The sequence below is a fragment of the Bradyrhizobium sp. 14AA genome, assembly GCF_054185205.1.
Map to the genome: position 1 here is coordinate 769,669 of NZ_JAVAYM010000001.1, position 12,819 is coordinate 782,487.

The 12,819-nt window shown below is 65.7% G+C and carries 15 protein-coding genes; 9 read left to right on the plus strand and 6 right to left on the minus strand.

The window, feature by feature from the left end; all coding sequences use genetic code 11:
* The first annotated feature begins 139 nt into the window (after positions 1-139).
* Positions 140-1,015 (plus strand): MBL fold metallo-hydrolase, encoded by an 876-nt coding sequence (locus RAD15_RS03560; RefSeq protein ID WP_458174397.1) that lies wholly within the window; start codon positions 140-142, stop codon positions 1,013-1,015.
* A 251-nt stretch (positions 1,016-1,266) separates the two neighbouring features.
* On the opposite strand, the gene RAD15_RS03565 is transcribed toward RAD15_RS03560, so the two are convergent.
* Complete coding sequence (locus tag RAD15_RS03565; protein ID WP_458174399.1) at positions 1,267-1,515, minus strand: hypothetical protein; 249 nt, start codon at positions 1,513-1,515, stop codon at positions 1,267-1,269.
* A 245-nt stretch (positions 1,516-1,760) separates the two neighbouring features.
* On the opposite strand from RAD15_RS03565, the gene RAD15_RS03570 reads away from it, so the two are divergent.
* Entirely contained in the window at positions 1,761-2,219 is a 459-nt protein-coding gene (locus RAD15_RS03570; protein ID WP_458174401.1) for a cupin domain-containing protein, read from the plus strand.
* 7 nt (positions 2,220-2,226) lie between these two features.
* Here RAD15_RS03570 and RAD15_RS03575 read toward each other — a convergent pair whose 3' ends face one another.
* Entirely contained in the window at positions 2,227-3,189 is a 963-nt protein-coding gene (locus RAD15_RS03575; RefSeq protein WP_458174403.1) for an alpha/beta hydrolase, read from the minus strand.
* Positions 3,190-3,314: 125 nt separating this feature from the next.
* Here RAD15_RS03575 and RAD15_RS03580 point away from each other — a divergent pair, with 125 nt between their 5' ends.
* The 4 genes from RAD15_RS03580 (at position 3,315) to RAD15_RS03595 (ending at position 6,090) form a co-directional block, all read left to right on the plus strand.
* A complete protein-coding gene (locus RAD15_RS03580; protein ID WP_458174405.1) occupies positions 3,315-3,992 on the plus strand; it encodes a nitroreductase in 678 nt (225 codons plus the stop codon).
* Positions 3,993-4,158: 166 nt separating this feature from the next.
* Entirely contained in the window at positions 4,159-4,362 is a 204-nt protein-coding gene (locus tag RAD15_RS03585; protein ID WP_458174407.1) for a hypothetical protein, read from the plus strand.
* Positions 4,363-4,417: 55 nt separating this feature from the next.
* Positions 4,418-5,008 carry an NADPH-dependent FMN reductase gene (locus RAD15_RS03590; protein ID WP_458174409.1) on the plus strand — a complete coding sequence of 197 codons (591 nt, stop codon included), beginning with the start codon at positions 4,418-4,420 and terminating at the stop codon, positions 5,006-5,008.
* A 116-nt stretch (positions 5,009-5,124) separates the two neighbouring features.
* Positions 5,125-6,090 carry an acyltransferase family protein gene (locus tag RAD15_RS03595; RefSeq protein WP_458174411.1) on the plus strand — a complete coding sequence of 322 codons (966 nt, stop codon included), beginning with the start codon at positions 5,125-5,127 and terminating at the stop codon, positions 6,088-6,090.
* A gap of 15 nt (positions 6,091-6,105) precedes the next feature.
* On the opposite strand, the gene RAD15_RS03600 is transcribed toward RAD15_RS03595, so the two are convergent.
* The 3 genes from RAD15_RS03600 to RAD15_RS03610 form a co-directional block, all read right to left on the minus strand.
* Positions 6,106-8,187: a methyl-accepting chemotaxis protein gene (locus RAD15_RS03600; RefSeq protein WP_458174413.1), complete on the minus strand. Its 2,082-nt coding sequence runs from the start codon at positions 8,185-8,187 to the stop codon at positions 6,106-6,108.
* 142 nt (positions 8,188-8,329) lie between these two features.
* Positions 8,330-9,115, minus strand: a complete 786-nt coding sequence (locus tag RAD15_RS03605) for a 2-keto-4-pentenoate hydratase (RefSeq protein ID WP_458174415.1) — start codon at positions 9,113-9,115, stop codon at positions 8,330-8,332.
* A gap of 15 nt (positions 9,116-9,130) precedes the next feature.
* Positions 9,131-9,739: a TetR/AcrR family transcriptional regulator gene (locus tag RAD15_RS03610; protein WP_458174417.1), complete on the minus strand. Its 609-nt coding sequence runs from the start codon at positions 9,737-9,739 to the stop codon at positions 9,131-9,133.
* A gap of 101 nt (positions 9,740-9,840) precedes the next feature.
* Between RAD15_RS03610 and RAD15_RS03615 the strand changes: the two genes are divergently transcribed.
* Entirely contained in the window at positions 9,841-10,323 is a 483-nt protein-coding gene (locus RAD15_RS03615; protein WP_458174419.1) for a tautomerase family protein, read from the plus strand.
* A 40-nt stretch (positions 10,324-10,363) separates the two neighbouring features.
* Positions 10,364-11,140, plus strand: coding sequence for a crotonase/enoyl-CoA hydratase family protein (locus tag RAD15_RS03620; RefSeq protein ID WP_458174421.1), 777 nt, complete (start codon positions 10,364-10,366; stop codon positions 11,138-11,140).
* On the opposite strand, the gene RAD15_RS03625 is transcribed toward RAD15_RS03620, so the two are convergent.
* Positions 11,141-11,569, minus strand: a complete 429-nt coding sequence (locus RAD15_RS03625) for a DUF1810 domain-containing protein (protein WP_458174423.1) — start codon at positions 11,567-11,569, stop codon at positions 11,141-11,143.
* 224 nt (positions 11,570-11,793) lie between these two features.
* Here RAD15_RS03625 and RAD15_RS03630 point away from each other — a divergent pair, with 224 nt between their 5' ends.
* On the plus strand, positions 11,794-12,774 hold the full coding sequence (locus tag RAD15_RS03630) for a DUF2778 domain-containing protein (protein ID WP_458175025.1): 981 nt from the start codon (positions 11,794-11,796) through the stop codon (positions 12,772-12,774).
* Positions 12,775-12,819: the final 45 nt, after the last annotated feature.

Here is a 12,819-nt window from a genome sequence, read left to right on the forward strand (position 1 = left end):
TCCCATTTCCGCGATCACCCTCAGTGGCGTTTGAGGTTGATTTGCGGCGATCGTCTCGCATGGGCGCTGTCCGCATCGCGCCGCTTGAACGGCCCCACGCCAGCCGCTACGCTCCCTCAAAAAAGGGAGTGAAACGGCGATGAAGCAGCTCAGGATCGGCGACATCACCATCGACGCCGTCATCGAGCGGGAAGGGCCGTGGCGGCGGCCGCAGGATTTTTTCCCGGCTTATGACGAGGGCGTATTCAAGCGCCATCTGCCGACGATGGAGCCGGAGGTGTTCGACGCCGCGCGCGGCATGATGGTGATCACCTACCAGACGTTCGTCGTGCGCACGCCGCGCTACACCATCCTGGTCGACACCTGCACCGGCGAGGACAAGGGCCATCCGCCGCCGTTCGACTTTCCGGGCAAGGAGCGCTGGCGCAACGAATTGTTCGCGCTCGGCATCGGCTTCGAGCAAATCGACTACGTGTTCTGCACGCATCTCCACATCGATCACACCGGCTGGAACACGACCTTGCGCGACGGGCGCTGGGTGCCGACGTTCCCGAACGCGAAATATGTCTTCCACAAGCGCGAATACGCGGCCTGGGAGGTGGAGAGTGCCAAGGGCAGCAATCCGCCCGGCACCGTGTTTCGCGACAATTGCCTGCCGATCGTCGAGGCCGGGCAGGCGCTATTGGTCGATGACGACTACGCGCTCGACGACACCGTCACGCTGACGCCGACGCCGGGGCATTCACCCTGCCATTGCTGCGTGAACATCTTTTCGAAGGGGCAGCGCGCGGTGGTCGCCGGCGATCTCATGCATCACCAGATCCAGTGTCGCGAGCCGGACTGGTCGGCGAAGCCGGATTGGGATGCAAAACAGTCGGCGGTGTCGCGGCGAAAATTCTTCGCCTCCGTTGCGGACACCGACACGCTGATCCTGCCGATCCACTTTCCGGCGCCGACGGTGGGATTGATCAAGCCGCTGGACGGTGCGTTCGATTATCGGTTCAGGCGGGAGTGAGCTTGATGGGGCGTTGAGCCGAACGTCCGGCCTCGTGTCCCGGACGCGGTGCGGTGCCGAAAGCGCGTTAACGCGCGTCTTCGTCGCGCTATGGTGATGCGCCGCAGAGCCGGGACCCATCGATCGGACTGTGTGCGGTTGCATGGGCCCCGGCTCTGCAGCGCATCGCTGCACCGGACGATGCTTCACGTCGCCGGGGAAGCGCTGCGCTGCGTCCGGGGCATGAGAGTGGGGCGAATAACCGCTGCGCCTTACGCGCTGACTTCGCACTTCTTCATGAAGCTGTTCTTGGCGGCACCGGCGAGCGGCTTGCCGTCGGCGCTGACGGCCTTGGGCGTGCAGGCGTCGGCCTTGCACTTCTTCATGAACGAGGTCTTGGCGGCGCCGGCCAGCGCCTTGCCGTCCTTGCCGACGGCCTTGCTCTCGCAGGTGTCGTCCGCAAGGGCCGAGCCTGCTGCAAAGGTGGCAACGATCGCTGCCAGGAAGATCCGCTTCATCATGGGTGTCTCCTAAACCAGAAATGGCGAGGCGATTGGAGCCGGGAATCGTGGCGCAATCAAGCAGGATCGGCGCGTGACGGCCGCCGGCGCTGATATTTTGCAGCGCGCGATGAATGCATTTCGCCTTGACGCTCGCGGCTTCGAGGCGGCTCCCGGATTCGCGCCGCTGCTTGCTGCACTGCGCGCTGACCGCGCGGTGCGAACCTGTTAGGCTCAGCCGATTGCCGCAGGAACGGAGCGTTGCCATGGAAGCCGTGACGAGCCCGCCGACCGCCGACCAGCATTCTCATCTGGTTCAACCCGAGGCCATGGACTGGCAGACGACGCGGTTTCCGGGCTGCGAGGCCAAGACGCTGCTGTTCGATCGCCGCACGGGCCTGATGACGGCGCTCATGCGCTTTGCGCCGGGATCGGTGCTGCCCGATCACGAGCATGTCGGCATCGAGCAGAGCTACGTCATTGAAGGCGCGCTCGTCGACAAGGATGGCCCGGCCAAGGGGATTGCCTGCAAGGCCGGCGAATTCATCTGGCGCGAGGCGGGCAGCCGCCACGCCGCCTGGTGTCCGGAGGGCGCGCTGATCCTGGCGATCTTCCAGGTGCCGAACAAGTTCTTCGAGGCCGACGGCCGGGTCGTCGATGCCGCCGGTCAGGACTGGGACGAAACCTGGGGCCACACCCACGTGCCGCGGGCGCGCCGTACCTAGCCGGTCCTCACGCGCCTCGCGTGAGGAGCGCCTTGAAGTCGGCGCGTGCACGCTGCGCCTCGGCGCGCGCGACATCCGAGGAGTCGCCGAGACCGAAATAGCCATGGATCAGACCGGGGCCTTCGTGGTGCTTGACGCGCACGCCGGCCGTTTCCAGCGCCCGCGCATAGGCCGCGCCCTCGTCGCGCAGGGGATCGAACCAGGCGGTGGTGACGATGGCGGGTGCGAGGCCGGCGAGGGAGGGGGCGCGCAGCGGCGAGACCCGCCAGTCGGTCGCGTGAGCGGGATCGGCGAGATAGTGGCCGCAGAACCATTCCATCGTGGCGCGCGTGAGGAAATAGCCTTCGGCATTCTCGCTGCGTGAGGGAAAGCGCGCGTTCTCGCGCGCATCGGCGTAAGCGCCGACGACGTCGGTGACGGGGTAGACCAGCAGTTGCGCGGCGAGCTTGATGCCGGCATCGCGGCAGGCGATTGCGGTGGTCGCGGCGAGATTGCCGCCGGCGCTGTCGCCGGCAACGCCAAGGCGCGTCGCATCGCAGCCAAATTCCGCGACGCGGCCAAACACGTCGCTCACCGCGGCAAAGGCATCCTCGAATGCACCGGGAAAGCGTGTCTCCGGCGGGCGGCGGTAGTCGACGGAGACGACGACCGCGCCGGTCTCGATCGCGAGGTTGCGCGCCTGCCGGTCATGGGTCTCGAGATCACCCGCGACCCAGCCGCCGCCGTGGAAGAACACCACGGTCGGCGCCGGTGTGGTGCCGACCCGATAGACGCGTGCGTCGAGCGGGGCTGCACCGCCTTTCACCTTGATATCCTGCACGGTCTCGACCGGCGGCGGCGGCACAGCCGCACGCGAGGCAGCCAGTGCGCGCAAGGCATCGCGGACGCTCTGTGGCGTCATCGTGGTGGGATCGCGCAGCGGCAGCAGCGGAATGATCTGGGCGATGACGGGATCGAGCGGTGCAGGCATTGTTGAGTCCTCACAGGGTTCTTGGTCTTGCTTGCGGGTTAGCATAGATTTCGCGCGCCGCATCGGCAACCGCTCACGCATTACAATTGCAATGCCGGCGACATGAACGGCAGGGAGGTCTTGAGGTGGAATTCGAAATGCTGGTCCAGTCGCGCCGCAGCGTGCGCGGCTTCAGGAACGAGCCGGTGCCGCGCACGGTGATCGAGGCGATCATCGACAGCGCCAAACGTGCGCCGTCGTCGATGAACACCCAGCCCTGGCATGTCCACGTGCTCACGGGCGTACCATTGGAAGAGGTGCGCCGCCGCAACATGGAGGAGATGGTTGGCGGCGCCAAGGTCAAGCGCGACATCGTCAGCCATGGCGAATACCAGGGCGTTCACCGCACGCGGCAGGTCGATATCGCCAAGCAACTGTTCAGCGCGATGGGTATCGCGCGCGACGACAAGCCGATGCGGCAGGACTGGGTGCTGCGTGGCTTCCGCCAGTTCGACGCGCCGGTCTCGCTGGTCTTGACCTATGACCGCGTGCTCGATCCCGGCGCGGTCTGCCATTTCGATCTCGGCGCGCTCTGCTACGGCATCGTGCTCGCTGCCTGGGATCGCGGCCTCGGCTCTGTCATCAACGGGCAGGGCATCATGCGCTCCGACATCGTGCGCGAGGTCGCGACGATTCCGGAGGACGAGGTGATCATGACCTGCGTCGCGATGGGCTATCCCGACGACAGCTTTGCCGCCAATGCCGTTCGCTCGGATCGCGAGCACAATGACGACTTCGTGCGCTTCGTCGGATTCGCCGATTGATGCGCGCATCGGACGATGCGACGCGCCGACTCACGCGAAGCGGGAGGAGATTTTTCTCTCGCGGAAATTTTTGGTGCGGAGCGGTTAGCGGCCTCTTGCAATCTCGTTCGTGCGGGAGGAACAATGTGCGGATTGAGAGGTTTGTTGCTGGCGCGAGGGAATTGACATGCGGCGGCTGGCTAGCCTGGTTCGGCGGTTGTTCGGCCCGCGGATGCGGCGCCCGATCGATGATGATCCAAGTCTTCCTTTCACACCCGAAGAGTTCGGACGGCTGATACGCAGCGGCAGGCATGATGACATGAAGCTGCTGGCCGACGGCCTGGCCTGCCGGTCGATGCCGCGCCAGGCCCCGTATCGCGCGACGCACTGAGGCCCGCGACAAAGGGAGCTGCGCATGAGCGGTTTCGTGCTATGATACCGCCATCATGAGCAATCGCATCCTCGTTCTCTACGGTTCCTACCGTTCCGACCGCATGGGCATCCGCCTTGCGAATTTCGTCATCAATGGCCTGCGCGGTCGCGGCGAGGAGGTCGAGTTCATCGACGCCAAGGCCATTGGCCTGCCGATGCTCGACCGCATGTACAAGGAGTACCCCAAGGGAGCCGCACCGGAGGCGCTGGAGAAGCTGGCCGGGCAGATCCGCGGCGCCGATGGGTTCGTCTTCGTCACCGGCGAATACAATTGGGGCATCCAGCCCGGCCTGAAGAACCTCACCGACCACTTCCTCGAAGAGTGGTTCTGGCGCCCGGCCGCCATCGCGAGCTATTCGGCCGGCCGACTGTCCGGCGCCCGCGCCGCGACCGCGTGGCACGGCACGCTGTCGGAGATGGGCATGGTGGTGGTGTCGAGCACCATCGGCGTCGGCCCGATCGCACAGACATTGTCGGCAGAGGCCGAGCCGATCGGCGAGGGCGGCAAGGCGCTGGAGCGTTCGTTCCCGCGCTTTGCCGACGATCTCGCATGGTGGATCGAGGCGGCCAAGGCCCAGCGGGCGCGCAAGGCGCCGCCTTATTGAGAGGCGCAAGCCTTGCTCCGCGCCCGGGCACGGTTGCCGCGGGTGAGTTGCTGCGCTAACCGTTCAGCGCAATGGACATGCGTGGGAATTCGGCGTTTCTGCCGCGACTCGAGGCTATGCGTGGGTATGCGGCCGTGTCAGTGCTCGCGTTCCACGCCTGCATGCTGTCCTGGGACATGGTCGCCGGCGGAATGGCGCCGGTCGTCGTCTTCTTCGTGCTCAGCGGCTTTCTTCTCGCGCGATCGCTGGATCGCGATCCTGATCCGGTCACTTTCGTGCGTCACCGACTGTTCAGGCTGCTGCCGGCCGCAATCACGACGGTGCTTCTGCTGACGCTGGCCTATCAAAGCTTCGGCTTCTATGTGGGCTTTCTGCCGTCGTTTGATCCGCTCAACGTTGTCCTCAATGCGCTCCTCATCAAGAGCGACATCAACGGCGTGATGTGGTCCTTGACCGTGGAGTGCGTCGCAGTTCCGGTGATCCTGATATCCCACGCGCTGCTGAGGCGTCATGGCACGACGCCGGTATGGATCCTGATCGCCTTTCTCTTCGCAATCGCGTTCTGGGGGCCATATGTTCATTTGCTGGGGGGCTTCACCAATCTCGCGCCGCTCTATGCCTTCGTCGTCGGCTTGCTCCTGCAATCGGACGGGATCCCGCTGAGCAGGGCATGGCAATCGTCCCGCGCAACGTATGTTGCCATCGCTGCGTTCGTCGTGATGGTCATTGTCGCGGTTCGGAAGCAGACCGCTGTCACGATCGCGTTTGAAACGCTCTGTGCGTCCGTGCTGGTTTGCCTTGCGGCCTTCGGGCCCCGCAAGCTTGTCGCGATACGGCCGTTCGATGTCGGGATCGCGCGGTTCTACGGGCGAATATCGTACAGCTTCTATCTTCTGCACATGGTCGGACTTGTGATCGTGGCCCGCCTTCTGCCGTTCGACCAGCAGCCGGTCATCCGTGCAACGATCCTGTTCCTGGCCGGATTGTTGATCACGACGCCGGCGGCCTGGCTGATGTGGCGCTTCGTCGAAGTGCCCTTCATCGAGCTGGGGCGCAGGCGGATGGTGACGAGGGCCGCCTGACCTCGCCGGTTGTTGTTACGCGACCCTGACCTCGCCGAGGAAGCGGTCGAACTGTCCGGCGAGGTCGCGCGACTGCGTCGAAAGCCGCTCGGCTGCGCCCAGCACTTCCCGCGCGGCGACACCGGTGTCGTCGGCGGCGCGCTGCACGCCAGTGATGTTGGTGTTGACCTCCTGGGTGCCGCGAGCGGCTTCCTGCACGCTGCGGGCGATCTCCTTGGTGGCCGAGCCCTGTTCCTCGATCGCCGCCGCAATCGCAGTGCCGATCTGGTCGATCTCGCCGATGACGTCGGCGACGTTGCGGATCGCGGCCACGGTCTCGTCGCTCGCGCTCTGGATCGCCGTGATCTGCTCGGAGATTTCGGTCGTCGCCTTGGCGGTCTGGCCGGCCAGCGACTTCACTTCGGATGCGACCACGGCAAAGCCGCGGCCGGCATCGCCGGCGCGGGCGGCCTCGATGGTCGCGTTCAGCGCCAGCAGGTTGGTCTGCTCGGCGATGCTCTGGATCAGCGTGACGACGTCGCCGATCTTCTGGGCGCCCTCGGCGAGCGCACGCGCGGTGTCGCCGGTGCGGCGAGCGTTGTCGACGGCGCGGGCCGCAATCTCGGTGCTTTGTGCGACCTGACGGCCGATTTCGGCGATCGAGGAGGTCAGCTCCTCGGTCGCGCTTGCGACCGTCTGCACGTTGGTCGAGGTCTGCTCGGAGGCTGCGGCGACGACGGCGGCCTGGCTGTTGGTCTGGGCCGCCGTCGAGGTCATCGACTGCGCCGTGGTTTCCATGGTGGAGGAGGCCTTCGACAGGCCGCCGACGAGCTCGGTCACCTTGGCTTCGAAAGCGCGGGTGAGCTCGTCGAGCGCTTGGGCGCGGCGCATCTTGCCGTCGTTCTCGGCCTGCTTCTCGGCGGCGAGCCGATCGGCGCGGATCATGTTGTCCTTGAAGACCTGAACGGCCGCGGCCATCGCCCCGATCTCATCGGAACGCTCGGCACCCGGGATCTCTTCCGCAACCTCGCCGTCGGCAAGCCGCGACATCCGCGTGGTCAGGTCGATGATCGGCGCGCAGACGCGGCGGCGCACGATCACGACGAGCCCGACGCTCGCAATCAGCACGGCGACAAGGCCGAGCAGCGCGATGGTGAAGCTGGTGCGTGCGGCGGCCGAAGCGCCGGCGAGGATCTGCTCGGCATTGTCGTAGAAGGCGTCGCGGACATCGATGATGGTGCTGAGGCCGCGCTGCGTGGCGGCGTAGTAGGTGTCCATGTCGTGTTCGTACTTGCCGCTGACCGCACCGTCCTTCACCAGCTTGAGCTCGCGGCCGAACTCCTCGACATAGATCGCGTTGAACTTCTCCAGCGCCGCGGCGACGTTCGCCGGAGTTGCAGGACTGCCGCGCAATTCCAGCAGCGACATCACGATCTGATCGTTGCGGCCCTGGGAGCGGCTGATCTCGGCCTTCTCGGCGTCGGTCGCCGGTTTCTTGCCGCCAACGAGGTTCTTGTGCAGGCTGGAGTTGAAGCCGCCGACGTCGCGCAGCGTCATCGCGATGTTGGCGTAGCTGGCCTGGCGATAGGCGTCACCGTTGAGGATCGCCATGCGGCGGACCTGCTCGTTGAGCAGCGCGGTCACGCCGCCGTTGAGCAGGGCGTTGTCGGCGACGATCTTCTTGGCGGCATCCTTGCGCGCTTCGGCCGGCCCGGCCAGCGCCTTGTCGATCGCCTTGCGCAGCGCCGTGAACTTCGCATTGATGCCGTCGATGTTGCTGCCGATGGTGGCGCCGTCGTCGAACGGGCCGGGCAGCTCCTTGCGCAGCGCGTTCATCTTGTCGCGCGCACCATCGGTCGATTTGCGCAATTTGTCCTGCTCGACAAGAAGCGCGGGGTCGATGGTCGCGGGACCATAGAGGATGTTGGTCGAAAAGCCGCGCTCGGGGTTGAGATAGCGCGGGATGTCACTGGCGGCGCGGACGATCGCGAGCCGTCCCTGGGCTTCGGTGATCCGCTCCATCGTCTGGTACCTTGTCACGGCGACGTAGACGGCGAGGCCGCCGCCCACTGTCGAGAGCGAGACGATGGCGGTGGTCAGGAGCGTACCGATTTTCATGTTCTGTCCGGCATTGGCGCGGGAGAAAATTATTCTGCGCGAACTTTAGGCAGCCGGTATTAATCCGAAGTTTACGTTGCCGGCCGCCATGCCACCCCTGCATGCGTCCATTCGTCTTAAGCGCGAGCTTCGGGGACATGCCTTAGGCGTAGGTCGCGCTCACGGTTCCGAACGGACCAAAATCGGCGACGTAGGTTTCGCCCGCCTTCGGCCGCAGCATGCCCGTGAGCGTGCCCGTGCTGATCGTTTGTCCGGCCTTGAGGCCGATCCCGGTGCGCGACAGCTCGTTGGCGAGCCAGGTCAATGGCACCAGGGGATGATCGATGGCCTCTGCGGCGCTGCCGCGGCGCCTTTCCGCGCCGTTGCAATTCAGCACGACTTCCTGGGTCGCGATGTCCCGGCTGCGCCAGTCGGCGATCGCCTCGCCCAGGACGATCGTTCCCGATCCGGAGCCATCGGCCATGATCGCGGGCATCGGCGGAAACGCCGCGTCGTGAACGAAGCGGCATTCTGCGAGCTCGATGCCGGGATGCAGCGAGGCGACGGCGTCGCCGACCTCTTCGACGTCGTAGGGTTTCGCGCGCGGCGGCAGGTCGGCGCCAAGGCGTGCCTGGTACTCGACCTCCGGAATCGGGCTGCATTGCCTGGCGTGCTCGACGCTCGCGGGCGAGGTCCTGATCAGGGGCGCGAACACCCGCCCATAGATAGGCGAGGAGATGCGAAGCTGGAGCTGGAGTCCCGGTTTCATGCCGGCGATCTTCCAGCCGACGACGTCCCAGCCCAATTCCTCTTTCACCATCTGCGCGACGCGGTACGCCGTGTCGGCGTCCGGCGGCACCAGCCGCTCGTCGAGGCCGCTTTGTTGCCGGCCGTCGCGACGCAGACTGGCGAGATGACGGGCGAGTTCGCGTTGTCGGGACAAATCCATCGATGTGTATTCCGTCTATTTGGTGGTGTAGGTGAGGGCGGCGGACAGGACCGTCTCCAGCTCTGCCAGGACCTGATCGAGCGCATCCGCGCTGCGGCTGGCGCGGCACATCGCGACCGTGCCTTCGATCGAGGCGACGACGAGCGTTGCAAGCCGTTCGGCTCGTTCCGCAGCGAGCCCTTCGCGCAGCAGGGCGGCGCGCATGATCTGCCGCCAATCGGCGAACACGCCGTCGGCGAGATCGAGCAGATGCTCCTGCGCCGTCTCGTCGCCCTTGTCGCTGGGCTCACCGACATAGCGGTCGACGGCGACGGCGAGCACCGGGCAACCTGCCTCGAAGCCGGTCGCTTCCAGCCGCCGGCGCCACGACGCGACGAAAGCTCTGAGGCCGCCGATCACGCCGCGTTCGTTCATGGCCTTCTCCAGGGGAATGGACACCTGCCTGCCGGCGAAGGTCACGGCCTCGGCGATCAACTGCGGCTTGCCGTCCGGAAAATGGTGACTGATCGAGCCGCGCGGCGTCGTCGTGTGGCGGACGACGTCGCGCATGCTGGTGGCGTTGACGCCACGCCTGCTCATCAGGTCGGCGGCGCCGGCGATCATCTTGTCGCGTGTGGTGGTCATGGGGTGTTCCGCGATTGGCCGTCTTATCTAGACTATGACACTTGACATAGGCAAGCTGTACATGAATATGACGCGTGTCATATTCATGGAAAGGGGCCGCCGTGACCGTCATCACCGTGACTGCGCCTGCAGGCCGGCTCAGCCTGGCGCAGCGTCGCCGTCTTGCGGAAAGCCTGACCGACGCCGTGCTCGAGCCGGAAGTCGGCCAGCATGTGCCGGCGGCGCGAATGGGCTTTCAGGTGCACTTCCGCGACTTGCCGGCCGATTGCATGGCAATCGGCGGCCGGCTCTTGTCCGATCAGGCCCCCCCGCGCGACATCATGACCGTCAATGTCGCGGTCATGAACGCGGCCTGGCCTGCCGAGGTGCGGGCGCAGGTGATCCGCAACGTGCTCGCGCGGCTTGCAGAGGCCTGCGGGATGCAGGCGCCGGCGCCGACCTGGTGGGTCAATTTCGAGATCATCGACGAGGGAAGCTGGGGATCGCGGGGCGGCGTGCTCTCGATCCTCCAACTGCTGGACTCCGGCGTGTTCACGCCGGAGCGGATCGAGGCGATCCGCGCGGCCATTCAGCCGCGGGCCTGATTTGCTGCAAACACCACGCGAACAATCTGGAGAGAGACGAATGAGCGAAGGTCACATCCGCACCGAGGCGCATGGCCATGTTTTCAAGATCATCATCGACAATGCCGCGAAGAAGAACGCGTTCACGCCGGCGATGATGGAGCAATTGTCCGATGCGCTGACCGAGTTGCACGACAAAGAGGCCTACCGCGTCGGCGTGATCTGCGCCGATGGGAAGGACTTCACCGCCGGTCTCGACATGCCGAAATTCTTCGGCCCGACGGCGGAGAAGCGCAACATCAAAGAGGGCAATGTCGATCCGTTCGGCCTTGCCAGGCGCTGTCGCAAGCCTGTCGTCACCGCCGTGCAGGGCATCGTGTTCACGATCGGCATCGAGCTCATGCTCGCCGGCGACATCGTCGTGGCGGCTTCAGATGCACGCTTCTGCCAGATGGAGTCCAAGCGCGGGATCGCACCGCTCGGCGGCGCGCATTTCCGCTTCCTCACGCGCGCCGGCTGGGGCGATGCGATGTACCATCTGTTCCTGTGCGACGAGTTTTCGGCCGAGCGGGCCCACGCGATCGGTCTCGTCCAGGAGGTCGTGCCGGCGGGAGAGCAGGTTGAGCGGGCGATGGCGCTGGCCGCCATCATCGCGCGCAACGCGCCGCTCGGTATCCAGGTCACCAAGGAAGCGGCTGCGAAATACATCGAAGGCGGCGAGGCGGCTGCGATCGCCTACATCCCCAAGATTCGCGACCGCGTGCTCGGCAGCGCCGATGCGAAGGAAGGCATTCAGTCCTTCATCGAGCGTCGCGCGGCCATCTTCCAGGGCCGCTGATCAATCGAGATTCGCCAGGATCTCCAGCGTCGCGCCGTCGCGCTCGCCGGCGAAATAGCGGGCGAGTGCCTGATCGAAAACGGGCTCGCCGGAGACAGCGCCGAACAGCGTCATCGACGAACGGAATTTGGCGTCATCGGGCGCGCCGAGGATAGCGTGGATGGTTCGTCCCTCGACGGCGAGCACGAGCTTCGTGCATGCGATCAGGCGCGGGCCAAGGACGGGGTGGGCGAGGAAGGCCCTGGCCTCCGCGCGGGAGGCAATGGCGTAGCGTTGCGACATGGCGCTGAAGCCGAGGCCGGCGATTTGCGGGAAGATGAACCACATCCAGTGGCTCCGCTTCCGGCCCCGGGTCAGCTCCCCCTGGACGTCGCGAAAAACCGGATCTTGGGCCTGGACGAACCGTTCCAGGTCGAAAGGATCGGTCATGGGATACCTCTCAGGTGCCCTTGAGATGTTTCTTGAGATGCTCCTGGGATGCCTTGCCGGCCGCGATTATGCCTAACTTTTGGCTCCCAATGTGGTAGCTGGTATAGAGTCTCCGGGTGGGGGTTGGGCCCCCCGGGGGTCGATTTGGGGATCTGATGGTTTCCGACCGCGCACAAGCCGAGAGGCTGTTGTCGCGCCGCCGTATTGGGCGAGCCGAGACAATACTGCTGTCTATGGCCGCCGTCGCGCTGGCACTCGGCGCCGCCGCGTGGGTTGCGGACATCGGCGATTCGGGCTTGGGCGATTCAGGCTTGGGCTATTCGACCCCGCTGGTTTCTGCCGCGTTGCCGCCGACCAATGGCCCTTCGTTCGACGACCGGTTCGCTTCGGCGTCTGGCAACTCGCCCGCCCGCGATCTCGGCCTGCGGACGCTGGAGCGCTCCGCCGTGAACGCGGTCCAGATCAAGCTGCGCGACGCCAGGGCGATGCTCGCCCAAAAGCTCCAGGGCAACGATTGGCGTTCCACCCTCACCGAAGACGACCGGCCGGCGGCCGAGGAGGCGAGGCCCTCGCAGCGCGCCGACGCCGTCCCGATGCCGCGCTCGCGCCCGAGCCAGGCGGACTTCTCCGCCCAGATCGCCTCGAGCCAAGCCTATGCGGAGACCAACCCGAGGGTCGACAACCGCAACTTCTTCGAGAAATTCACCGACAAGATCAAGCTGGCCTCGCTGACCCCTGGCGACGGCCTGTTCGCCAAGGCGCCGGACCTCGCCGCCCTCGGCTACGATTCGCGGACGGCGGTCTATGACATCAAGGCCAAGGCCCTTTACCTGCCGAGCGGTGTCGCGCTGGAAGCGCATTCGGGCATGGGCCCGCTGATGGACGACCCCGAGCATGTCGATCAGCGCATGCTCGGCGCGACGCCGCCCGCGACCTACGACCTGAAGCCGCGCGAAAAACTGTTCCACGGCGTCCGCGCGCTGCGCATGACCCCCGCCGAAGGCACCAGCGCGCTCGGCCGCGTCGGTCTGCTCACGCACAACTACATGCTCGGACCGCGCGGTGATTCCAACGGCTGCGTCTCGATCAAGGACTATGAGCGGTTCCTCAAGGCCTACGACAATGGCGAGTTCAACCGCCTCATCGTCGTGCCGAGCCTGAGCGGTTCGGCGACCGCCTCGCAGCGCGCGAGCACCGACTCCTGAAATTTTGCCTGCTGCGGCGGGGCTGCCGTTTCCCCTTCGTTAAGC